Here is a 22,794-nt window from a genome sequence, read left to right as displayed (position 1 = left end):
CCTTAGACACCGCCGCTCGGCTCGATGTGACACCCGCTCACCCTCGGATTCCGAATCACGCCCGCCCGTCGTGATCCGGTGGCGGAAATGGGGCCGAGCTTGACTGATGGTCGGCGCGGCAGGTAGGGAGAGGCTGTCATCACGCAAGGTGTGAAACGGGGGACCCATGAAGCCGCTCGAAACGGGCGATCCCACTTCGGTCGGCGAGGGCCGCTACCGGCTGGTGGGACGGCTCGGCCAGGGGGGCATGGGTGTCGTCTACCTGGGCCGGTCCCAGTCCGGCCGGGCGGTGGCCGTCAAGGTCGTACGCCCCGAGCTGAGCACCGAACCGGGGTTCAAACGGAGGTTCGCCGACGAGGTGGCGGCCGCGCGGCGGGTCGGCGGCTTCCACACCGCACCGGTCGTGGACGCCGACCCGGACGGGGATCCGGCCTGGCTGGTAACCGCCTTTGTGCCCGGCCCCACGCTGCAAGCGGTGCTCGCGCGCGTCGGTTCGCTGCCCCTGGACACCCTCACCGTACTGGCGGCCGGCCTGGCCGAGGCCCTGGAGGCGATCCACCGGGCCGGGGTCATCCACCGCGACCTGAAGCCCGCGAACATCATCATCGCGGAGGACGGGCCGCGCGTCATCGACTTCGGCATCGCGCGCGCCCTGGACGGGACGGCTCTGACCCAGACCGGCCTGCAGATCGGCACGCCGGGTTTCCTGGCGCCCGAGCAACTCACCAGCGGCGCCGTCACCCCCGCGGTCGACATGTTCGCCCTGGGAGTGGTCCTCACCCAGGCAGCGGGTGGTTCCCCCTTCGGCGACGGCCCCTCGGCGGCCAGGCACTACAAGGTCGTCCATGAGGAACCGGACCTGACCGCCGTCCCCGGCGAGCTCCGTGAAGCGGTCGCCGCTTGCCTGTCCAAGGACCCGGCGACACGGCCCACACCGTCGGCCTTCCTGAGCGGCCTGACGATCCGCCATCCGGCCGGGGACTGCTGGCTCCCGGACGCGGCAACGCAGCTCCTGCCCCGGCAGGAGCCGGAGGCGCCGCCCGCCCGGCAGGCTGAGCCGCGGGACACCCGGGCACCGGAAGGCGCCGCGCCGGGACCGGACGCCCTCCAGGTCGCCGGTGCGGAGCCCCGCACGGAACAGCCGAAAACGGTGACCTCTGCGGTGGGCACGGGGCCCGCAGCGCCGCTCTCCCCTTCGTCCTCCCCCTCCACCACGCCGACACCGAAGCCGACACCGACGCCCACGCCCTCGCCGACGCCGACGCCCACGCCCACGCCCTCGCCGACGCCCTCGCCGACGCCCTCGCCCGAACTCGGATCCGCAGGCGGGGTGCTGACGGCTGATGCCCGGCCCCGGCGCCGCCGCGCGATGGTTGCGGCGGCGCTGCTGGTCTCCCTCGCCGCCGTCGGCCTGCTCGTGTGGCAGCCCTGGACCGGCTCGCCCGAGGACAACGCCAAGCCCGGCGCGCTCACGCCCACGCCGACCGGCTCCGCCTCCGCCCCCGCGCCGTTCCCCACCGACCCCCTACTGGTCCGGCAGGACACCGCCCCGGGCTGGCCCGGGACGTGTCACGGTGTGATCGCCCGCCGGGACGCCGGGGCCGCCACGCCCGTCCAGCTCGTCCCGGGGGGTGGGTGCGACACGCTGCCCCAGTGGTCCCCCGACCGCAGGTCGTTCGCGTTCACCCGCACGACCTCCGAGGGCACGGCGGTCTGGACCGCCAACGCCGACGGTTCGAACGCACGGCGCGTCGCGGCCATCGCGGGCGGCAGGGTGTCCTGGTCGCCGGACGGCAGCCGGCTCGCCGTACTGCGCAAGAAGGACGGGGTACAGCAGCTGTTCGTGGTCACCGTCGCCGATGGCTCCGCCACGCAGCTCACGACGGGCACGGGCCAGGTCGAGGATCCCGCGTGGTCGCCGGACGGCAAGCGCATCGCCGTCTGTCTGCAGACGGAGCCCGAGAACTGGCAGATCCACGTGGTCGACCCCGCCGCCCCGGACCGCGCCCCCCTGCAGGTGACCCGGCTGCCCCATCCCGCGCTCGACCCCGTGTGGTCCCCGGACGGCACCACCTTCGCGTACACCGCGGGGACGTACGGCACGGGCACTCAGGGCGACATCCGTCTCGTGGACGCCGACGGCACGCACGACCGTGATCTGGTGGCCACCGCGGCCCATGAGATGGACCCCGCCTGGTCCGCCGACGGCGGCTGGGTCGCCTTCGTCCGAGGCCCGTACGAGAAGCCCGTGGTCTGGGCCGTGCGCACCGACAGGACGGGCGAGCGCGCACTCACCACCGGTACGGCCTCCGAAGGCCACCCCGGCTGGCGCTGAGAGGCTCCGACGAGTGGAACGCCCCTCGCACTTCCCCGCTCAGGCGACGAACTCTTCCTCCCCGTAGCGGACGTGGGCGGTGTCCCAATCGACACCGAGGTCGGCGGTGAACCGCCGGGCGAGCCCGAGGTCGTCGAGCGGGGCGACGAGGATGAGCTCCCCGTCGAGGGCGACCGAGCCGCCGCCGAGCCGTTCGCGGGCCTCGGGGTCGGCGATCAGCGCGTCGTGCAGGCGGGTCGCGCTGACGCCGTCGGCCCGGATCTCGACCGCGCCGCCGGGCAGTCGGGGGACGCCTGGCCGGCCCGGGCGGCGCCTTGCGCACCCACCGATCCCAGCGCGAGGACTCCGACCGCGAGCAGGACGCGCAGTTGCTTCATCCTTCAACTCCCTTTCCCTTTATGAGGCATCCCATCAACGTGCCGCGCCGCCGGTGGCCGCGGCCGGCTCATCGTAGGGCGGCGGGACGGTGGAGATGTGCCGGTATGACACGAATGGCGGCCAAGGAGCCGGGGGCCCGGCGCGCTGCGGTGCGATGAGCCCGGCGTCCGGTACGGTGCGCCCCCGCCGCCCGCGCCACTGGATCCGGCTCGCCCTTGCGTGAAGCCCGCCTCCACCCGCGGCCGTCGACGTCGCGGTCGGCTGCCCTCCGACTACGCCGCGCACCGCACCTTCACGCGCGAAACATCGCGGTGCAGGTCCGCGCGCCCTCGTCCCCGTGCCGCACGCGAGCGGGAATCCTGGCCTGGGTGGCGTGATGGTGTGGTGGCGTCGGGCACATCGTGCGCGCGCAGCGCCGGACGCCACCCTCGACCTCACCTGCGCCGGGCGCCGTGGCTCCCGGCGCGTCGGGCGGACAGCCGTACGGAACCATGGAGCGCCGAGTGCACATGAGCAGCAACCCCGCCGATGCCCCCACTCCCCCACCCGCCGGTCCCGGCGACGGGGCCACCGTGTCCCGCCAGGAGTTCGACGCCCTCTTCGAGGCGGTGCGCGCATGGGGCCGGTGGGCCGCAGCCGACCGCGGCGCCTGGAACAGGGTGACAGCGGGCCACGTACGGAATGCCGCCGGTCTGATCCGGTCGGGCACGGTCGTCCCGCTGGGACTGCCCTGGGACACCCGGCCCGGACCGGACAACGCGAAGCCCGCGTTGCACTACATGTCCGACCTGGGCGACGTGGAGGCCCCGGAACCGTCCACCTACAAGGACTTCCTCGCCGTGGACTATCACGGCAAGGGGGTGAGCCACCTCGACGCACTGTCACACGTCGCCTACCGAGGGCAACTCTACGACGGCCGCGCGGCGCGTGAGGAGATCGACGCCGGGGGCGCCCGCTTCGGCGCCGTGCAGGCGCTCGGCCCCCTGGTCACCAAGGGCGTGCTCCTCGACCTTCCGGCCGCCCTCGGGGTCGCGTGGCTGGAGCCCGGGCATGCGGTCCACGCGCAGGACGTCGTCGCGGCGGAGAAGGCCCTCGACGTGACGATCAGGGGCGGCGATGCGGTGTTGCTGCGGTCCGGCCGCTTCCGCCGCCGCGAGGAGACCGGCCCCTGGGACCCCGGCGCGGCGAGCGCGGGATGGCATGTGGACGCCATGCCGCTGCTGGCCGAGCGCGCCATCGCCCTGCTCGGCGCCGACGGGGACAGTGACGTACGGCCGTCGCCGGTCGAGGGCCTGCACTCCCCCGTCCACGCGCTCGCCGTCACGGCTATGGGGGTGCCACTGCTGGACAACCTCGACCTCGAAGCGCTCTCCGCCGCCTGCGCCGAGGCGGGCCGCTACGAGTTCATGCTCGTCGTGGCGCCGCTGAACGTCCCCGGTGGAACGGGCTCGCCCGTCAATCCGGTCGCGGTCCTGTGACGACCGGCCTGCCGGTCACCCTCCACCCGTCACCCGCCACCGCGAAAACGTGAGGAATATACTCAAATCTGGCTATCGGGACCGTTCCGGTGAGGGAAGTGGTGCAGATGGGGGTGGTGGAAGACCGCATCGGCCCCGTGCGTGTCCGTGACCGGTTCCTGCACGGCGAGTCGGTCGAGTCGGCAGAGGGGAGCGTGAGGGGTCCGATCCTGAGCTCGTGGCAGCGCAGCAGACTGCTGGGCCTGTCGCCGGACCAGTCGGAGCTTCCGTTCACCCAGGACTTCGACGCGGACGGTCCGCTCGTCCGCGCCGCCGGGCCCATCCTCGACCGGCTGCAATCGATCTTCACGGGCAGCCGGATGAACATCAGTCTCGCCGATGGGCACGGCACGGTGCTCGAGCGCCGTTTCGGAGAGAAGTCGATGGCCGCCCACCTGCCGGCGATCCAGAGCGTCCCCGGCTTCGTGTTCGCCGAGCAGGTCGCGGGGACGAACGGCATCGGCCTCACGCTCGCGGAGCGGCGGCTCTGCCAGGTTTACGGCGCCGAGCACTTCGCCGAGCGGTCCCAGTCAAGCGCCTGTACCGCGACGCCCGTTCGCGACCAGCTCAGCGGGCACATCGAGGGCGTCCTGTGCCTCGGCTATCCCTACACCGATGCGGACCCGGCACTGGTCCCCCTCGTACGCAGGGCGGCCGAGGCCATCGAACGACGGCTGATGGAGCAGAGTTCGGCGCGAGAGCGCGGTCTGCTCCAGGCCTACCTCGACGCCGGGAGCCGCGCCCGGATCGGCGAGGACCCGCGGAACGGGTACCCCCTCGGAATGGACGAGCTGCTCCAGAGCGACCTGGACCAGAACGATCAGATGATCCTCAAGCAGAAGGCCACCGAGCTGATGTCCTCGGCCCAGCTGGCGGCCGTCGAGGTGTCGCTGTCCCACGACCGCAGCGTCACGCTCGTGAGCCGTCCCGTGACGAGCCCCTCCGGTGTGGAGGGCGTCGTCATCGAGGCGCTCATCCCGCAGGATTCGGAGCGGCACGCCCCCGTCCCGACCCCCGCCCACGCCGTCACGCCGCCCGGGCTCCGGCCCGGCGTCACGGCCGGTCCGGCGCCGACGACGGTCCGTGCGCACGGCGCACCGCTGGCCGACGACGCCAGTGACGCCGTCGACGACCGCACCGACGGCACGGTCAGAGGGCTGGTGCTGGTGGGCGAGCCGGAGGTGGGGAAGTACGCCGTCGCGGCACGACGCCGCCTGGAGCTGCTGGCCGAGGCGAGCAACCGCATCGGCACCACCCTGGACGTGAGCCGCACCGCCTGGGAGCTCGCCGAGACAGCGGTTCCGCGCCTGGCCGACTTCGTCACCATCGACCTGCCCACGGCCGTACTTCACGGCGAGGAGTCGCCCAACCCCACCGCCGAAATGCACCGTGCCGTGGTCCACGGCATCCGTGAGGACTGCCCGTTCTACCCGGTGGGACGGCAGATCACCCTGCAGCCGACCACGCCCCACATGCGCTGCCTGGCCACGCGGCAGCCCGTGCTGGAACCCGACCTGAAGGCCGCCTTCGGCTGGATCGCCCAGGACCCCCAGCACGCCGAACGCCTCCTCGCCCACAACATCCACTCCCTCATCACCGTCCCCCTGCTCGCCCGCGGCGTCCTCCTGGGCATCGCCAGCTTCTACCGTTCGCAGGACCCTGCCCCCTTCGGGGACGACGACCGCTCGCTGGCCCAGGAACTCGGCGCCCGTGCCGCCCTGTGCATCGACAACGCGCGCCGCTACACCCGCGAACACACCCTGGCCCTGTCCCTGCAGCGCAGCCTGCTGCCGCGCGGTCTTCCCGAGCAGGGCGCCGTCGAGGTCGCCCACCGCTACACGCCCGCCGAGTCCGGGGTGGGCGGCGACTGGTTCGACGTCATCCCCCTGTCCGGCACCCGCGTCGCCCTCCTCGTCGGCGATGTCGTCGGCCACGGGCTGCACGCTGCGGCCACCATGGGCCGGCTGCGCACCGCCGCGCGCAACTTCGCCGAACTGGAACTCGCCCCCGACGAACTCCTGACCCACCTGGACAATCTGATGGTCCGCCTCGACCGGGAGGAGGGCGGGGACAATCCCGTCTTCGGCAGCACCGGCATCGTCGGCGCCACCTGCCTGTACGCCATCTACGATCCCACCTCGCAGCTGTGCACGATGGCCCGCGCCGGTCACCCCCCGCCCGCGCTGGTCCGCCCCGACGGCACCGTGACGCTCCTCGACCTGCCCGCCGGGCCCCCTCTCGGCCTCGGCGGCCTGCCCTTCGAGTCGCACGAGATCCACCTGCCCGAACACAGCCAGCTGGTCCTCTACACCGACGGACTCCTCGACGTCCGCCACCGCGACATCGACGCGGCCCTCGACGAGCTGCGCCGCGTACTGGCCCACCCGGACCGTGCACCGGAGGACACCTGCCAAACGGTCCTCGACGCCGTGGCACCCGAACACCCCGGCGACGACATCGCACTGCTCGTGGCCCGTACCAACGCCGTGCCCTCCGACCGGATCGCCACCTGGGACCTGCCCGCCGACCCGGCCCTCGTCTCCGACGTCCGCGCCGCCGCCATGGACCGGTTGGGCGAGTGGGGGCTGGACGAGTCCGCATTCGCCATTGAGCTGCTGCTCAGCGAGCTGGTCACCAATGCCATCCGGTACGGCACCGCGCCCATCCGGGTGCGCCTCATCCGCGACCGGACCCTGATCTGCGAGGTACACGACACGAGCAGCACCGCCCCCCGCATGCGCCACGCGGCCAGCACGGACGAGGGCGGCCGTGGCCTGTTCCTCGTCGCGCAGCTCGCCCAGGCCTGGGGCACCCGCTACACCAGCGACGGCAAGGTCATCTGGGCGGAGTGCGGCCTGGACGCGGCGTGACCCGCGACCAGCGGCCCGCGACCTGCGCATTCGGGAGGCACGCAAATGCCGGACATATGCTGTCAGATCCGCATAGAATTCCCCATGTAGTCGGGAAGAACTCGGAGGCCGACCCCCGGAGAAGTCTGTGCATGACGCTCCCGACACCTCGACGGGCTCCGCCTCGCCCTCGCCTTCGTCCCCGCGTTCCGGCGGAGACCCCCTCGTCCGCGTACGCGGCCTCGGCAAGCGATTCGGCGGCACTCTCGCACTGGCCTCGGTCGACCTCGACATCCACCGGGGGAGCGTCCTCGCCCTGCTGGGTCCCAACGGCGCGGGGAAGTCCACCCTCATCAAGGTGCTCGCCGGGGTCCATCACGCCGACCAGGGCGAGGTGACGGTGGCCGGGCACCCGCTCGGCTCCCACGGCGCAACCCGGGCCATGTCCTTCATCCACCAGGACCTCGGACTCGTCGAGTGGATGACGGTGGCCGAGAACATCGCCCTGGGCACCGGCTATCCACGGCGCCGCGGACTGATCTCCTGGCGGCAGGCCCGAGTGCACTGCGACGAGGCCCTGCGGATCGTCGCCGGGCACCTGGACGCCGACGCCCGGATCGCCGACCTCGCTCCCGCCGAGCGGTCGCTGGTCGCCATCGCCCGCGCCCTGGCGACACGGGCCGAGCTCATCGTCCTCGACGAACCGACCGCCACCCTCCCCGCGGCGGACTGCGCCCGGCTGTTCGGCGTACTCCACACCCTGCGCGACCGAGGGCACGGCATCCTCTACGTCAGCCACCGGCTCGACGAGGTGTACGAGGTCGCCGACACGTTCGCCGTCCTGCGTGACGGCCGCGTGGTCGACCGGGGCCCGCTCGCCGGATACGGCCCGGACCGTCTGGTGCGGGCCATCGTGGGCCGCGAACCGGCCGGGCGCCCGCCCGGCGCCGTCTCCACCGCGGTCCGCGCCGCCGTCCGCCCCGCCGGCCCACCGCTCCTGAGCCTCGACAGCCTGAACACCGTCCACACCGAACGGGTCAGTTTCGACCTGCGGGCCGGCGAGGTCCTCGGCATGGTGGGCCTGACCGGCGCGGGCCACATGGACCTGGGCCGCGCCCTCGCCGGCGCCCGGCCCGTCCTCGGCGGGCGGGTACTGCTCGGCGGGCGCCCGTACCACCCCCGTACGGTCCGCGACGCACTCGCCCGTGGCGTCGGCTTCGTGGCGGGCAACCGTCAGGAGGAAGGCTGCGCCGCCGAACTGACCGTACGGGAGAACTTCCTGGCCAACCCCCGGGCGGCCGGTGTGCCCGCATGGCGCTGGATCAGCCCCCGGCGTGAGCGCGCCGAGGCCGCCGCCCTGATCGACCGGTTCTCCGTACACCCCCGCGACAGCGAGGTACCGATCGCCACCCTGTCCGGCGGCAACCAGCAGAAGGTCATGGTCGGGCGTTCGCTCAGGGGGAGCCTGCGCCTGCTCATCCTCGAGGAGCCGACCGCCAGCGTGGACGTGGGTGCCAAAGCGACGGTCTACCGGCTGCTCGACGACGCGCTGGCCTCCGGCCTGGCGGTCCTGCTCATCTCCACCGATTTCGAAGAGGTCGCCGAGGTGTGCCACCGCGCTCTGGTCTTCGTCCGCGGAAGCGTGGGCGCCGAGCTGACCGGCGACGCCCTCACCGTCACCGAACTCACCCGGGCCGCTTCGGCGATGCCCCCCGTCACCGGAACCGCGACCAGCCGATGACCAACCCTCCGCCGCCGCGGTCCCTGGCCGATCGCCTGCACGGTCACCTCCTCGGCACCTACGGCCTGTTGACCCTCGCGGCCCTGCTCTTCCTGGTCTTCTCCCTCGCTCTGCCCGGCACCTTCCCCACCCGGGACAACATCTCCTCGATCCTCTCCAACCAGTCGATCCCCGCGATCCTCGCGCTCGGCGCGACGATCCCCATCGCCACCGGCAAGTTCGACCTGTCCATCGGCTACGGGCTGGGCCTCGCGCACGTCATGGTGATGCAGCTCATCGTCAACGAGGGGTGGCCCTGGCCCCTCGCCTGCCTCACGGTGGTCTTCGGAGGGGTGGCGGCCGGCGCTGTCAACGGCGTCATCGTCGAGTTCGGGCAGATCGACTCCTTCATCGCCACGCTCGGCACCGGCAGCATGATGTACGCCTGCACCGGCTGGATCACCGACGGCACCCGGATCGTCCCGGGCCCGGACGGCCTGCCGGTCTCCTTCACCGACGTCTACGACTCGACGTTCCTCGGCCTGCCGCTGCCGGCCTACTACGTCCTCGTGATCACGGCCGTGCTCTGGGTGGTTCTGGAGCGGCTGCCGCTCGGCCGGTACCTGTACGTCATCGGCTCCAACCCGCGCGCCGCCGCCATCATCGGCATCCCCACCCGCACCTACTCCGTCTACGCCTTCGCCGGTTCGGGCCTGGTCGTCGGCTTCGCCGGGGTGCTGCTCGCCGCCCAGCAGCAGACCGGCAACCCGAGTGTCGGCCTGGACTACCTGCTGCCCGCCTTCGTCGGCGCACTGCTCGGGTCCACCACGATCAGACCCGGCCGCGCCAACGCGCTCGGCACCCTCGTGGCCGTCGCCGTCCTCGCCGTCGGACTCGCGGGGATCGGCCAGCTCGGCGCCCAGTTCTGGGCCACGCCGCTGTTCAACGGAGGGACGCTGCTCATCGCCGTCGGCCTGGCCGGCTACTCCGCGCGCCGCCGCCTGCGCAGCGGCGCCACCGCGACCCGCCGGTCACTCGCGGACGGCCAGGCCCAGAGCCCCCGGAGCCGCCCCTAGAGCCGCCAGAGCACTTCTCGAACACTTCACTTCGTACGCGCACCCGCGCCAGGAGCCCCGTGTACCCGAACCGCAAGACCACCGTCACAGCCGCCGCCCTGCTCGCGGCAGCCGCCGCCCTGGCCGTCGGCTGCGAGCGCGGCCCACAGGCCGGCGCCGGGCCGTCGGACGCCGGCTGCCCCGCCACCCTCGCGAAGGCCGAGGCGGCCGTCCGGCAGGCCGAGAACACCGATGTCCCGTGGACCGGCCCCACCACCGGCCCCGCGGCCGTTCCCGGCAGAACCATCGTCTACGTCGCGCAGACCATGACCAACCCCGGTGTCGCGGGCGTCGCGAAGGGCGTCGAGCAAGCAGCGAAGGTCACCGGCTGGAAGGTCCGAGTGATCGACGGCGGGGGCACCCCCGCCGGTATCCAGGCCGCGCTCAGCCAGGCGGTCACCCTCAAACCCTCGGGCATCGTCATCGGCGGCTTCGACCCCCGTCTCACCTCGCAGCAGGTGGCGCGGGCCCGAGCGGCGGGGATCCCGCTCGTCGGCTGGCACGCGGTGGACTCCCCCGGGCCGAGCGAGAACCCGAAGCTCTTCACCAACATCACCACGAAGGTGGGGGACGTCGCCAGGATCAGCGCGGACTGGATCATCTCCCGGTCCAAGGGCGGTGCCGGGGCCGTCCTCTTCACCGACGACTCGATCCCGTTCGCCAGGAACAAGGCCGAACTCATCAAGCGCGAGCTGGCCACCTGTTCCGGCGTGCGGCTCCTGGCGTACGTGAACATCCCGATCCCGGACGCGAGCAGCCGCACCCCCCAGGAGGTCTCCTCCCTCCTGTCGCGGTTCCAGGACGAGTGGACGTACTCCGTCGCCATCAACGACCTCTACTTCGCCGACGCCGCCCCGGCCCTGCGCGCGGCCGGCAGGCCGGGCGCCGGACCGCCCTTCAACATCGGCGCGGGCGACGGCGACCCCTCCGCCTTCCAGCGCATCAACAGCGAGCAGTTCCAGGCCGCCACCGTCCCCGAGCCGCTGTCCCAGCAGGGCTGGCAGATCGTCGACGAGTTCAACCGCGCGTTCGCCGGACGGCCCGCCAGCGGCTACGTCGCCCCGGTCCACGTCGCCACGGCCGACAACAGCAGCGGCGCCACGTCCTGGAACCCGTCCGGTTACCGCGAGGCGTACGAGAAGATCTGGCGCGGCTAGGGGGTGTCCGGGGCGGCCGATGTGAATCCGCCCACCCTCCCTTGACCCGGCAAGGAAGGTTTACCTAAGTTCTGCCACATGTCACAGTCCACGCCGCCCTCCGGTCCCAGCAACCCCGCCGGCCCGCGCCCGCCCGCTACCGGGCTGATCGACTTCACCGTCGACCTCACCTCCCAGGAGGTGCTCCGCCGGGCTCAGGTGATGGCCGCGCTGGGCCCGGACTGGGATCCGATCGAGGTGCTCCGCGGCGAGGAAGCGGCGTACGACCTGCTGTACTCCGGCCTCGACGAGCAGCAGCAGCGCCTGTACGACGACCTGGTCACGGCCGGTGTGCTCCCCCGGCGCGGGAGCGGCCATGCTGCCCCTTGACCCGCAGGCCGACCTCGGGCGCCGCGCCTGGGTGCCCTGCCCCAACTGCCTCGACACCCGCGAGTGCGCTCCGTGCGGGGAGGGCCGGCACTGCTCCGAGCACTGGCGCTACATGCTGTCCAGCACCGGAAGCCTGCTCCACCTCCAGTGCCCGGGCTGCACCCACGTCTGGGTGCACGAGACCGGTTTCGGGGCGACCCGCTCGGTGTGGAGCCGCATCACCAGCGGCCTGCCGCGACGCTGAGACGCCACCTCGCCCGTGCGGGAATCCCCGCGCGGGCGGAACCGGCCTCCGGTCACGCATCAGGGTGGTACGCCCGCACGCCGCCTTGTTCTGCGGTCCGCGCCGTGGCAGCGTCGCATGTCCTTGATCTACAGCAGAGGAGACGGCCCCGTGCCCGAGGACCTGGCCACCGGCATCATCCGGCAACTGGAAGAGACCGTCGCCTCGACCGCCCTGCCGGAACACACGCTCGGGTTGCTCCGCGTGTCCCTCAGCCAGGCCCGGGCGGCAAAGGCGGCGGGCCACGACCAAGAAGCCATCACCATCGCCAACCAGGCCCTCCAGACCGCGGAGAACGCCTCGGAGGACCGATAGCTCCTGGTGAGCCCCACCGGCGTGTGGCCGGTCAGTGCGGAAGCTCGACCGACACGTGCGGGGCCAGCGCCCGGAGGAAGTCCGCCGCGTCGAACATCGCGCCGGCCGAGGCGACGCCCGTCCTCCGTGTCCGTCCGGCCAGGATGCGCTGGACGGCCTCCACCGCCAGCGGCGCGGTGACCGCGTAGATGTCCTGGCCGCGGGCCGTGGCACGGCGCTCGACGTCACCCGTGCGGACCAGGACGTCGACGACGAACGTCTGGTCCGACCGTCCCAGGCCGTCGACCGGCTCCGGGGCCGGCGTGTCCTCGTCGGCGAGGTCGCCGGCGGCTTCCACGCTCATGTGGGTGTGGACCGCGGGCACGGCCAGGTGGCTGGGAACCGTGACGACGTCGGCCATCGTGAAGTCCGCGATCACCGCTCGTCGCCCGAGAGGCTCCGGAAAGTCCCACTCCAGCTCTGACGCCCTGTCCTCGTGGTACTGCAGGGCGCCGTCCACGAACCGCACCCGGCGGCCCGCGCGGCGCTCATGGGACACCTGACCGGCCGCCCGGGTGCCCGCCGTGGGATGCCAGCTGGTCAACCCGTACGCGACGTGGACCTCGTCCGCAGTGGTCCGCTCTCCCATCGCCGCCGTCACCAGCAGATCGCCCAGCCCGCCGTAGAAGGCCATCGCCGGCACCACGGCGGTCTCCGCCTTCCGGGCTGCTTCCGCGTGGTCGGCGAACATCGAGACGTTCGCCTCGATCTCCGCCGCGACATCGACGTACGGGATCCCCGCGCGCAGGGCCGCCTCGACGACCGGGCCTCCCGTCACCGCGAACGGTCCGGCGCAGTTGATGACGGCCGCCGCGCCGGCGAGGGCCCGGTCCAGTGAGCCCGCGTCGTCCACGGTGGCCGGTCGCACCACCACACCCGGCCACTCGGCGGCCAGCACCTCCAACCGAGCCGCGTCCCGGCCGGAGATGACTGTGGCGAAGCCACGCCTGCGCAGTTCGGCGACGACGAAGCGACCCGTGTGCCCTGTCGCCCCGTAGACCACGACTGCAGCCGATGTACTCATGGTTCCCCCGCTCTCGGTGTGCTGATGAGCCCAGTCTCGCCGTAGCCGGAACCCGGCCGTGAGGGTCCGGAACGACATCACCCGTACACTTTCGGACATGCCCACTGTCGCGCTGCTGACCGCCGGTGACCTGCTGCACTTCGAGCTGGCCGTGGCGCACGAGATCTTCGGGAACCCTCCGCGCGAGGCCACGCGGGGCTGGTACGACGTGCTGCTCTGCGGAACCGGTCCGGCGCGGGTCGGCCCGTTCGTGGTCGAGCCCGACCACGGGCTGGAGGCCTTGGCCGGAGCCGACACCGTGATCGTGCCCGCGTGTGCCGACATCGACGATCTACCGCCGGCCGAGGTGATCGAAGCGGTGCGGGCGGCCCACGCCGCGGGTGCCCGGGTCGCTTCCCTGTGCACCGGTGCGTTCGTGCTCGGGGCCGCGGGCCTGCTGGACGGCCGACGGGCCACCACCCACTGGGCTCATGCCGCGGAGTTGAGCGCACGCCACCCGCGGGCCGTGGTCGACCCGGACGTGCTGTACACGGACAACGGCAGCGTGCTCACCGCCGCGGGCAAGGCCGCCGCCGTGGACCTCTGCCTGCACCTGATCCACCTCGACCACGGTGCCGCCGTCGCCAACTCCGTCGCCCGGCGCCTGGTCATGCCGCCGCACCGGCCCGGCGGTCAGGCCCAGTTCGTGGCCACGCCGGTGCACGTCGCCGGCGACCACACGCTCGCCCAGCTGCTCGCCTGGGTCCAGCAGCGGCTGGACCGGCCGCTGACGGTGACCGACATGGCACGGAAGGCGAACACCAGCCCGCGCAATCTCGGACGGCAGTTCCACTCGGTGATCGGGCAGACGCCCATCCAGTGGCTCATCACCCAGCGAGTACGCCGCGCCCAGGAGCTGCTGGAAGCCACCGACGAGACGATCGAGGCCATCGCCCTGGCCACCGGCATGGGTACCGCCACGACCCTCCGGCGCCAGTTCAAACGGGTCGTCGGCGTCGCTCCCGACAGCTACCGCCGGGCGTTCCACCACACGAAGCCGGTCTGACCGGTACGGGCGCGCCGGAGGGGCGGGTCACGTCCGGCCCTGGGCAATTCCCGCGGCATGTGGCCCGCCGACCTCCTACGATCACCGGATGACTGATCCCCTCTACCCGGCCAAGCCCCGTCCCGGAGACACGGTTGCGGTGCTGTCCCCCTCATCCGGTCTGCCTGGTCTCATACCCCTGCCCTACGAGTTGGGGGTACGCAGGCTCCAGGACGACTTCGGGCTGAGGGCCGTGGAGTATCCGACGACCCGGAAGATGGGTGCGACGCCCGGGGAACGGGCCGCGGACATCCACGCGGCCTTCGCGGATCCCGAGATCAAGGCAGTGATCGCCAGTATCGGCGGCGACGACCAGATCACCGTACTCCCGCACCTCGACCCAGATCTTCTCCGCGCCCACCCCAAGCCGTTCTTCGGCTACAGCGACAACACCAACCTGCTGCTGTTCCTGCGGAACCTGGGCATCGTCGGCTACCACGGCGGCTCGGTCATGGTCGAGCTCGGACGGCCCGGCGCGATGCACCCGTTGACCGCGGACTCCTTCCGGGCGGCGTTGTTCACCTCGGGCGAGTACGAGCTCACTCCGTCGCGCAGCTGCCGGGACGTCGACCGCCCCTGGGACGACCCGCACTCCTTCGAGTCGGAACCGGAGATGGAACGCGCCGACGGCTGGTCCTGGCACAATGCCGACCGGGTGGTCGAGGGAATCGGCTGGGGCGGCAACCTGGAGATCATCTCCTGGCTTCTGATGGCCGACCGCGTGGTGCAGCCGGCTGACACCCATGCCCGCAGCGTGCTCTTCCTGGAGACCTCCGAGGAGATGCCGCGCGCCGAGGAGGTCTACCGGATCCTCCGGAACATGGGCGAACGCGGGCTGCTGCAACAGTTCCCGGCGCTGCTGATGGGCAGGGCCAAGAGCTGGTCGTTCGAGAACCGGTTCGATGCCGGCGAGAAGGTCCGCTTCCGCCGGCAGCAGCGCGAGGCAGTCCTTCGGGCCCTCCGGGAGTACGCCCCCGAGACCATGGTCGTGTTCGACGTCGACCTCGGCCATACCGACCCGCAACTCGTGGTACCCGTCGGAGGACGGATCCGGGTGGACGGGCCGGCACGGCGGATCGTGGTGACCTACTGAACCGTGCGGGGGCGGTGTCCGAAGCCGAGTCCGTGCCTCCGGGCCTCGGCTTTCCCGCCCTTCGGCAGGACGCGGATCCGGCAGACGACCGGGGCGGCCCGACCGATCAGGATTCGAGAAGCACCGGCCCCCCGGCCGCGACTAGCGTGGGCGCCATGGAGGTCACCGGCCGGGAGATCGGGCCGACGGCCTCCGGACCTCCCGTTCGTCCTCACGACGGACGCCCCCCGACCGGAACCACGACTTCAGGAGTGACGATGACCAGCTCTTCCACGCAGGGGATCAAGACCGTTCTGCATCCCGTCTCCGACCTGGCGAAGGCCAAGGACGTGTACGCCGCCCTGCTCGGCGTACCGCCGCAGACCGACGAGTCCTACTACGTCGGCTTCGAGGCCGCGGGCCAGAACATCGGGCTGGTGCCGAGCGGTGGACCGCAGGGCATGGCCTCGCCGGTGGCCTACTGGCACGTGGAGGACATCGAGGCGAAGCTCGCCGAGGTGACCGCCGCGGGTGCCACCCTGAAGGAGCCCGCGCACGACGTCGGTGGCGGCCGTCTCGTGGCCACCGTCACCGACCCCGACGGCAACGTCCTCGGGCTGCTCCAGGACCGATGAGTACCGCCCGGCGCGCCGCACGGCCGGGGCCCGGAGGGCTCCAGGGGCCGAAGCGGATGAGAACGGGACGTACTGACTGAAGCCAGGTGGGGCCGAGCCGGGCGACGCCGACGGAGACCGCGCAGGGCGGCTCCGCGTAACGGATGGAGACACGATGAGCATGGCCACGAGGGCGGACGCGCAGTCGCCTGCGGTGCACGTTGCCGACAGCCACGACCTGATCCGCGTGCACGGCGCGCGCGAGAACAACCTCAAGGACGTCAGCATCGAGATCCCGAAGCGGCGGCTGACGGTGTTCACCGGTGTGTCCGGCTCGGGCAAGAGCTCGCTGGTCTTCGACACGATCGCCGCGGAGTCACAGCGGCTGATCAACGAGACCTACAGCGCCTTCGTGCAGGGCTTCATGCCCACCCTGGCGCGGCCCGAGGTCGACGTCCTCGACGGGCTGACCACCGTGATCACCGTCGACCAGCAGCGGATGGGGGCCGACCCCCGCTCCACGGTCGGCACCGCCACCGACGCCAACGCGATGCTGCGCATCCTCTTCAGCAGGCTCGGGACACCGCACATCGGCTCGCCCAAGGCGTTCTCCTTCAACGTCGCCTCGATCAGCGGAGCGGGCGCGGTCACCGTGGAGCGTGCCGGACAGAAGGTGAAGGAACGCCGCAGTTTCAGCATCACCGGCGGCATGTGTCCGCGCTGCGAGGGACGGGGCACGGTCACCGATCTCGACCTGACCCAGCTCTACGACGACTCGAAGTCGCTCTCCGAGGGTGCCATCACCGTTCCCGGCTACGCGGGGGGCGGCTGGAACTCCCGGCTCTACAGCGAGTCGGGCTACTTCGACCCGGACAAGGCGATCCGCAAGTACACCAAGAGGGAGCTCCACGACTTCCTGTACCGCGAGCCGACCCGGATGAAGATCGCGGGCATCAACATGACCTACGAAGGTCTGGTTCCGCGGATCCAGAAGTCGATGCTCGCCAAGGACAAGGAGGGCATGCAGCCGCACATCCGGGCGTTCGTGGACCGGGCGGTCACCTTCACCACCTGTCCCGAGTGCGACGGCACCCGGCTCAGCGAGGGGGCCCGGTCGTCGAAGATCAAGGGGATCAGCATCGCCGATGCCTGCGCGATGCAGATCAGCGACCTGGCCGAATGGGTCCGCGGTCTCGACGAGCCCTCGGTGGCGCCGCTGCTCGACGCGCTGCGGCACACCCTCGACTCGTTCACGGAGATCGGTCTCGGCTACCTCGCACTCGACCGGCCGGCGGGCACGCTGTCGGGCGGCGAGGCGCAGCGCGTCAAGATGATCCGCCACCTCGGCTCTTCGCTCACCGACGTCACGTACGTCTTCGACGAGCCCACCACGGGCCTGCACCCGCATGACATCCAGCGGATGAACGACCTGCTGCTGCGGCTGCGGGACAAGGGCAACACCGTGCTCGTCGTGGAGCACAAGCCGCAGACGATCGCGATCGCCGACCACGTCGTCGACCTCGGACCGGGCGCCGGTCAGGCGGGCGGCACCGTCTGCTTCGAGGGCACCGTCGCGGGGCTGCGGGCGGGCAGCACCATCACGGGCCGCCATCTCGACGACCGGGCCGCCGTGAAGGAGAAGGTGCGGGCGTCCACCGGCACGCTGGAGATCCGCGGCGCGACCGCGCACAACCTGCGCGAGGTCGACGTGGACGTCCCGCTGGGCGTGCTCTGCGTCGTGACCGGGGTCGCCGGCTCCGGCAAGAGCTCGCTCGTGCACGGCTCGCTGCCCCAACGGTCGGGGGCGGTCGGCGGAGGGGTGGTGTCGGTCGACCAGGCCCCGATCCGCGGCTCGCGACGGAGCAACCCGGCGACGTACACCGGACTGCTCGACCCGATCCGCAAGGCTTTCGCGAAGGCCAACGGCGTGAAGCCGGCGCTCTTCAGCGCCAACTCCGAGGGTGCCTGCCCCAACTGCAACGGCGCCGGCGTCATCTACACCGACCTGGCGATGATGGCCGGGGTCGCCACCACGTGCGAGGAGTGCGAAGGCAAGAGGTTCGACGCCTCGGTGCTGGAGTACCGGCTCGGCGGCCGCGACATCAGCGAGGTGCTCGCGATGTCGGTGACCGAGGCCGAGGGGTTCTTCGGCGACGGCGAGGCGCGCACGCCGGCCGCGCACAGGATCCTGGAACGGCTCGCCGACGTCGGGCTCGGCTACCTGAGCCTCGGCCAGCCGCTGACCACCCTGTCCGGCGGCGAGCGGCAGCGGCTCAAGCTGGCCACGCACATGGCCGACAAGGGGGGTGTCTACGTCCTCGACGAGCCGACCACCGGCCTCCACCTCGCCGACGTGGAGCAGTTGCTCGCCCTGCTCGACCGGATCGTCGACTCCGGCAAGTCCGTCATCGTCGTCGAGCACCACCCGGCGGTCATGGCGCACGCCGACTGGATCATCGACCTCGGACCCGGCGCCGGTCACGACGGCGGCCGGATCGTCTTCGAGGGCACTCCCGCCGACCTCGTCGCCGCCCGCTCCACCCTCACCGGTGAGCACCTCGCGGCCTTCGTCGGCGCCTGACCGCCGGCGGGCCGGGCGACCGGACGGAGCGGCTACTTGGGACGGGTGGTGCCGGGAAGGCAGGCCACCTTCGGGTTGTACGTCTCGTACCTGCCCAGGGGGTTCTTCTTCCAGAGCCACAGGTGCAGGGCGTAGTGGACGGGCTGGCCCGGGAAGTTGCCGGGCCGCGGGCCGGTGAAGGGGGTGTCGAACAAGGTGGGCCGGTCGTCGTCGGTCGCCGTGTTCTGGTCACGGTCGTAGACCAGCCACTGGACCCCGACGAGGCGCTTGCCACCGCGCCCGTCGTCCTCGTAGAAGAGGGCGGCGGGCTTCGCCGGGTCGAGGGAGTTGTCGTACGCGTGGTTGAAGTGCGGGTAGCCGAGCGCCCCCTGTCCCGCCCGGTTCACCACGCAGTACTTGTCCGGCACGTAGCCCGCCCTCACCGCGTTGGCGTGCAGCTGGTACGCGGCCGTCGCCTCGTACGTGGCGGCGGTCGCGGCCGCGGCGTCGCCGGGACCGGCTTCGGCCGCGGGGGCGGCGACGAGCGCCAGGGTCAGCGAGGCGGCGATCGTGAGGACCGGGGCGAGACGTCGGACCATGCGCGGACTCCTTGCGGTGGGGCTCCCCGGGCGGGCTCCTCGGGGGCGGGCTGACTTCACGAGCAGACTGTCCCCCGATCCGTCGGCCCGCCACACGGCCCGGCAGGTCGGCTGACCGCCGGTCGGGTGAGGGCGGGCCGTGCCCTGCGGACCGAGTCGGTGCGGTCGTCCGCCGGGCCCGCCGAGCCCCCTGCGGATCCGGCCCGGGCAGCCCGGGGCGCCGACGTACGGCGGGACCGGCTCACTCCATCGAGCCACGGGGGGTTTCACGCCGAGCTCCCGCAGGGAACCCGTGTGTCCGCAGAACTCGAGTGTCACGGAGGGTGCGGAACATGACGCAGGAGAACGCGGCACCGAACAGCGGCGGAGGGCTGCACGACCTCGTGTCGGCGGTGTCCAGGGGCGCGCCGGAATACCGGGCGTGCCCCCATCCCGTCTACGCCGCGCTGCGCGAGCGGGCCCCGGTGTGCCTGCTGAAGCCTCCGCACGGGGTCGACACCTACCTCATCACCCGCTACGAAGACGCCCGGGACGCCCTGTCGGACCCGCGTTTCAGCAAGGACATGCGCGGGGCCATCGACACGTACCACGCCGTGTACGGCAGCTTCTTCGACGCGCTGGACGACAACGTGCTGTTCTCGGACCCGCCCCGGCACACCCGGCTGCGCCGGGTTCTGCGGAGCGGCTTCACCCCCCGGCGGGTGGAGGAAATGCGGCCGAAGATCACCGCGATCGCCGAGAGCCTCCTCCATGAGTGCAGGAAGAGCGTTCCGGTCGACCTGATGTCGTCGTTCGCGTTCCCGCTCCCCATCGCGGTCCTGTGCGACCTGATGGGCATCCCCGAGGGGGACCGTCCCGAACTCCTGGCCCACTTCGCGGTGGTGACGCGCGCCAGGTTCGATCCCCGGATGGGGGCGGAGCTGCAGGCGGCCGAGGAGTGGCTGCGGGACCGGCTGGCGCAGCTCATCTCGTACACGCGCGCCCATCCGTCGGATTCGTTCCTCAGCGACCTCATCCAGGCGGACGAGGGACTGGACGACGCGGAACTGATCTCCTCGCTGTGGGTCCTCTTCTTCGCCGGCCACAAGACCACCGCGTTCCAGATCGGCAATTCCGTGCTGGATCTGCTGCTCCATCCGGATCAGTTGGAGAAGCTCCGGAAGGATCCGCTGCTGATTCCGCGGGCGGTCGAGGAGATCGTACGGTTCGAGGGGTCCGTGGAGACGTCGACCTTCCGGTACGCGACGCAGGACGCGGAGATCCGGGGAACGGTGATCCCCAAGGGTTCCCTCGTCCAGATCGCCATCTCCTCGGCGAACCGCGACCCCGAGAAGTTCGACGCGCCCGACGACCTGGACGTGACGCGCGAGGGACTCCAGGGCACGCACCTCGGCTTCGGCCACGGCACCCACTACTGTCTGGGCGCTCCGCTGGCGCGGCTCGAACTCGAAGTCGCGCTCTCCTGCCTGCTGCGCGAGTTCCCGGAGATGGAACTCGCGGACAAGGAGGCGGCGAACGGTGGGGCATGGCTCACGGGACCGATGGCGGCGTTCCGGGGGCTGCAGGAACTCCCGCTCGTCCTGGAGCCGTCCCGGCGGCCGGCCGGCCGCCCGGCCCCGGCGGCCGTGGCCACGGTGACGCCCTCCGCCTCCGCGTCTTCCGTGACCTCCGTGACTCCGTGAGCCCCGGAAACTGACCGACTGACCCGACTGACCAACTGGCGCAGACCCGACGGACGGTGGATTTGGCATGACGGATTCCGCGAGCACCTCCAGGACCAGTCTTCTCGGAACGCCGGCGGACGAACCGCTGATCTCCGCTGCAGGCGCCGAAGGAGGCGTCGGTCTCGCCCGGGACCCTTCCGCTCCGGACCTGAGCGAATCGCACGCGGCGCCGTCGAAGATCGACATGCACCATCACTTCTGCGCACCGCAATGGCGTGAGTGGGCCGCCCGTCACGGGCTGGTCAATCCGGAGAGACTGCCGCCGTGGTCGCGGCTCGACATCGACGCGGCGATCGGCTTCATGGACCGGGCGGGCATCACGACAGCCGTCCTCAAGCCCATGCTGCCGGCGCGCTACCACTCTTCGGCACAGCTGCGTGAAGCGATCAACATCACGCTGCAGTCGGCTCTGGAGGTGGCGGCGTCGCATCCGGGACGGTTCTCCTTCTACGTGCCGCTGTTCCTCGATGACCCCGACGCGTCGTCCTGGGCCGTACGCCGCGGGCTCGGCCGGCTCGGCGCCGTCGGGGTGAACGTGACGGCCAACTACGGAGGCGTCTACCTGGGCGACCCCGTGTACGACCGCGTGTTCCACGAGTTGAACGACGCCTCCGCCGTGGTCGACACCCATCCGCACAATCTCCCGGACGGTGCGCCCGGAGCAGTGACCGTTCCGGGCATCCCGAACTTCATGTGCGACTTCCTGCTGGACACGACGCGGGCCGCGGTCAACATGATCGCCCACAGGACCCTCGACCGGTTCCCGGACATTTCCGTCATCCTGCCGCACGCCGGCGGCTTCCTGCCGTACATCGCGGGGCGCCTGGAGGCTCTCGGACGGTTCTGCGACCCGCCGCTCGAACCCGCCGCGGTACGCGACCACCTGCGGCGCTTCTACTACGACACGGCGGGCCCCATGGCCGGCGCGGCAACCCTCCTCGACCACGTGCCCGCCGAGCACCTCCTCTTCGGCACGGACTGGCCCGCCGCTCCCGCCGACACCGTCACGAAATGTGCGATCCCCGCCCTGGAGGCGGACTCCGCCTTCACTCCGGGGCAGCTGAAGGGGATCTACCACGACAACGCGCGGCGCCTGATTCCGCAGTTGGCGAGCGTCTGACTGCCACGGGCTCCGCCCCGGCCACGGGCCCCGACGCAGGCCACCGATCCCCGGTCCCCGCATCAGCGGCGGAGGGAACCCGGGTACGCGGCCACGTACTCCCCCGCCGACCGCAGGGCCTGGTGGGCGGTGCGCCGGCCCATCAGGACGCACAGCGTGTAGGCCGCGTCGTCCAGCCCCTGCCGGGCCTCGGCATCGACCGGATCCGCCCGGAGCCGGGCCCGGGAGGCACGGAAACGATCCAGCACCTCGGTCACCCGGCCGAGGTCGGGCAACAGCGCGCACGAGGGTTCTCCTGCGGGTGCCCGCGCCGATTCCACCGCCAGCCGCAGCGCACGCTCGATCCGCCTCGGCGGCTGCCCGCCCCGCGAACGCTCCACCAGCGCCGCGACCACCTGCCGCGTCGTGACGGCGGCCATGCTCGCGGCCGCGTCGAGGATCTCCCCCGCCGCCGAGGCGGTGCAGGGGGTCGACGCCATGAGGATCCCCAGTGCCCACACCCTCGTCGGCTGCTCGACGGCAGGCCTCACGGGATTTCGGCCAGCATCCGCGCATACTCCCACCGCGTCAGGTGGCCACTGCTCGGAAGCAGCAGGAAGCGTCACGTGCCATCTCCTCGTCCTGGACCGGGTCCGTGCTGGCAAGCAGTATGGGAGCTGCGCACGCACCAGGAGGACGCGGCACACCCACGCAGCGTGTCGTGTCGCCCGGAGAGTGATGCCGCCCCGAGCCGCCGGGCGCTCCTCGGCGGCTCCTTCCGGGTGAACGGGCAGCGCGGCGCAGTGCGGCCGACGCCCGCGCCGGACGCCCTGGGCGAGGATGCGGCCGGGCCGGGGCTCGCGCGGCTGCCGGCCACCGTGCGCCGCACTCCGCTCCGCCGACCCGAGTCGGCCCGTCGGGGGCCCGCCCCGGGGCGGGCC

The 22,794-nt window shown here is 71.9% G+C and carries 20 protein-coding genes; 16 read left to right on the top strand and 4 right to left on the bottom strand.

Annotation, left to right across the window (positions count from 1 at the left end; all coding sequences use genetic code 11):
• Positions 1 to 166 precede the first annotated feature (166 nt).
• On the top strand, positions 167 to 2,335 hold the full coding sequence (locus ACFCZ1_RS08810; RefSeq protein ID WP_376677681.1) for a protein kinase: 2,169 nt from the start codon (positions 167 to 169) through the stop codon (positions 2,333 to 2,335).
• A 39-nt stretch (positions 2,336 to 2,374) separates the two neighbouring features.
• Here the strand turns inward: ACFCZ1_RS08810 and ACFCZ1_RS08805 are convergent, their stop codons facing one another.
• Positions 2,375 to 2,719: a hypothetical protein gene (locus tag ACFCZ1_RS08805; protein WP_376677680.1), complete on the bottom strand. Its 345-nt coding sequence runs from the start codon at positions 2,717 to 2,719 to the stop codon at positions 2,375 to 2,377.
• 503 nt (positions 2,720 to 3,222) lie between these two features.
• Here ACFCZ1_RS08805 and ACFCZ1_RS08800 point away from each other — a divergent pair.
• The 8 genes from ACFCZ1_RS08800 to ACFCZ1_RS08765 all read left to right on the top strand — a co-directional run bounded on the left by ACFCZ1_RS08800 (position 3,223) and on the right by ACFCZ1_RS08765 (position 12,038).
• The gene (locus ACFCZ1_RS08800; protein ID WP_376677679.1) at positions 3,223 to 4,191 is read left to right on the top strand and encodes a cyclase family protein; all 969 of its coding nucleotides are present in this window, start codon (positions 3,223 to 3,225) and stop codon (positions 4,189 to 4,191) included.
• A 107-nt stretch (positions 4,192 to 4,298) separates the two neighbouring features.
• Positions 4,299 to 7,100 carry a SpoIIE family protein phosphatase gene (locus ACFCZ1_RS08795; RefSeq protein WP_376677678.1) on the top strand — a complete coding sequence of 934 codons (2,802 nt, stop codon included), beginning with the start codon at positions 4,299 to 4,301 and terminating at the stop codon, positions 7,098 to 7,100.
• 127 nt (positions 7,101 to 7,227) lie between these two features.
• Positions 7,228 to 8,820, top strand: a complete 1,593-nt coding sequence (locus ACFCZ1_RS08790) for a sugar ABC transporter ATP-binding protein (protein WP_376677677.1) — start codon at positions 7,228 to 7,230, stop codon at positions 8,818 to 8,820.
• Positions 8,817 to 9,875, top strand: a complete 1,059-nt coding sequence (locus tag ACFCZ1_RS08785) for an ABC transporter permease (protein WP_376677676.1) — start codon at positions 8,817 to 8,819, stop codon at positions 9,873 to 9,875. The genes ACFCZ1_RS08790 and ACFCZ1_RS08785 overlap by 4 nt, the downstream gene beginning before the upstream one ends.
• 59 nt (positions 9,876 to 9,934) lie before the next feature.
• Positions 9,935 to 11,071 (top strand): substrate-binding domain-containing protein, encoded by a 1,137-nt coding sequence (locus tag ACFCZ1_RS08780; protein ID WP_376677675.1) that lies wholly within the window; start codon positions 9,935 to 9,937, stop codon positions 11,069 to 11,071.
• A 78-nt stretch (positions 11,072 to 11,149) separates the two neighbouring features.
• A complete protein-coding gene (locus ACFCZ1_RS08775) occupies positions 11,150 to 11,440 on the top strand; it encodes a DUF6400 family protein (RefSeq protein WP_376677674.1) in 291 nt (96 codons plus the stop codon).
• The gene (locus ACFCZ1_RS08770; protein ID WP_376677673.1) at positions 11,427 to 11,684 is read left to right on the top strand and encodes a hypothetical protein; all 258 of its coding nucleotides are present in this window, start codon (positions 11,427 to 11,429) and stop codon (positions 11,682 to 11,684) included. Before ACFCZ1_RS08775 ends, ACFCZ1_RS08770 begins: the two co-directional genes overlap by 14 nt.
• 150 nt (positions 11,685 to 11,834) lie before the next feature.
• Positions 11,835 to 12,038: a hypothetical protein gene (locus tag ACFCZ1_RS08765; protein ID WP_376677672.1), complete on the top strand. Its 204-nt coding sequence runs from the start codon at positions 11,835 to 11,837 to the stop codon at positions 12,036 to 12,038.
• Between the two features lie 31 nt (positions 12,039 to 12,069).
• Here the strand turns inward: ACFCZ1_RS08765 and ACFCZ1_RS08760 are convergent, their stop codons facing one another.
• On the bottom strand, positions 12,070 to 13,101 hold the full coding sequence (locus tag ACFCZ1_RS08760) for a saccharopine dehydrogenase family protein (protein WP_376677671.1): 1,032 nt from the start codon (positions 13,099 to 13,101) through the stop codon (positions 12,070 to 12,072).
• A 97-nt stretch (positions 13,102 to 13,198) separates the two neighbouring features.
• On the opposite strand from ACFCZ1_RS08760, the gene ACFCZ1_RS08755 reads away from it, so the two are divergent.
• The 4 genes from ACFCZ1_RS08755 to ACFCZ1_RS08740 all read left to right on the top strand — a co-directional run bounded on the left by ACFCZ1_RS08755 (position 13,199) and on the right by ACFCZ1_RS08740 (position 18,452).
• Positions 13,199 to 14,146: a helix-turn-helix domain-containing protein gene (locus tag ACFCZ1_RS08755; RefSeq protein ID WP_376677670.1), complete on the top strand. Its 948-nt coding sequence runs from the start codon at positions 13,199 to 13,201 to the stop codon at positions 14,144 to 14,146.
• 88 nt (positions 14,147 to 14,234) lie between these two features.
• On the top strand, positions 14,235 to 15,278 hold the full coding sequence (locus ACFCZ1_RS08750) for a S66 peptidase family protein (RefSeq protein ID WP_376677669.1): 1,044 nt from the start codon (positions 14,235 to 14,237) through the stop codon (positions 15,276 to 15,278).
• A gap of 257 nt (positions 15,279 to 15,535) precedes the next feature.
• On the top strand, positions 15,536 to 15,892 hold the full coding sequence (locus ACFCZ1_RS08745) for a VOC family protein (protein ID WP_376677668.1): 357 nt from the start codon (positions 15,536 to 15,538) through the stop codon (positions 15,890 to 15,892).
• Between the two features lie 154 nt (positions 15,893 to 16,046).
• Positions 16,047 to 18,452 carry an ATP-binding cassette domain-containing protein gene (locus tag ACFCZ1_RS08740; protein WP_376677667.1) on the top strand — a complete coding sequence of 802 codons (2,406 nt, stop codon included), beginning with the start codon at positions 16,047 to 16,049 and terminating at the stop codon, positions 18,450 to 18,452.
• A gap of 32 nt (positions 18,453 to 18,484) precedes the next feature.
• Here the strand turns inward: ACFCZ1_RS08740 and ACFCZ1_RS08735 are convergent, their stop codons facing one another.
• Positions 18,485 to 19,030: a hypothetical protein gene (locus ACFCZ1_RS08735; protein WP_376677666.1), complete on the bottom strand. Its 546-nt coding sequence runs from the start codon at positions 19,028 to 19,030 to the stop codon at positions 18,485 to 18,487.
• Positions 19,031 to 19,362: 332 nt separating this feature from the next.
• Between ACFCZ1_RS08735 and ACFCZ1_RS08730 the strand changes: the two genes are divergently transcribed.
• The gene (locus ACFCZ1_RS08730; RefSeq protein WP_376677665.1) at positions 19,363 to 20,712 is read left to right on the top strand and encodes a cytochrome P450; all 1,350 of its coding nucleotides are present in this window, start codon (positions 19,363 to 19,365) and stop codon (positions 20,710 to 20,712) included.
• 67 nt (positions 20,713 to 20,779) lie between these two features.
• Positions 20,780 to 21,874 (top strand): amidohydrolase family protein, encoded by a 1,095-nt coding sequence (locus ACFCZ1_RS08725; protein ID WP_376677664.1) that lies wholly within the window; start codon positions 20,780 to 20,782, stop codon positions 21,872 to 21,874.
• 62 nt (positions 21,875 to 21,936) lie between these two features.
• On the opposite strand, the gene ACFCZ1_RS08720 is transcribed toward ACFCZ1_RS08725, so the two are convergent.
• Positions 21,937 to 22,353: a DUF5133 domain-containing protein gene (locus tag ACFCZ1_RS08720; RefSeq protein ID WP_376677663.1), complete on the bottom strand. Its 417-nt coding sequence runs from the start codon at positions 22,351 to 22,353 to the stop codon at positions 21,937 to 21,939.
• 216 nt (positions 22,354 to 22,569) lie between these two features.
• Between ACFCZ1_RS08720 and ACFCZ1_RS08715 the strand changes: the two genes are divergently transcribed.
• The coding region (locus ACFCZ1_RS08715; RefSeq protein WP_376677662.1) for a hypothetical protein at positions 22,570 to 22,794 on the top strand (225 nt) is incomplete at its 3' end.

The sequence above is a fragment of the Streptomyces sp. NPDC056224 genome (assembly GCF_042267665.1).
GTDB lineage: Bacteria > Actinomycetota > Actinomycetes > Streptomycetales > Streptomycetaceae > Streptomyces.
The sequence above is the reverse complement of the archived record's forward strand: the minus strand, read 5'-3'. Positions and strand labels throughout refer to the sequence as shown.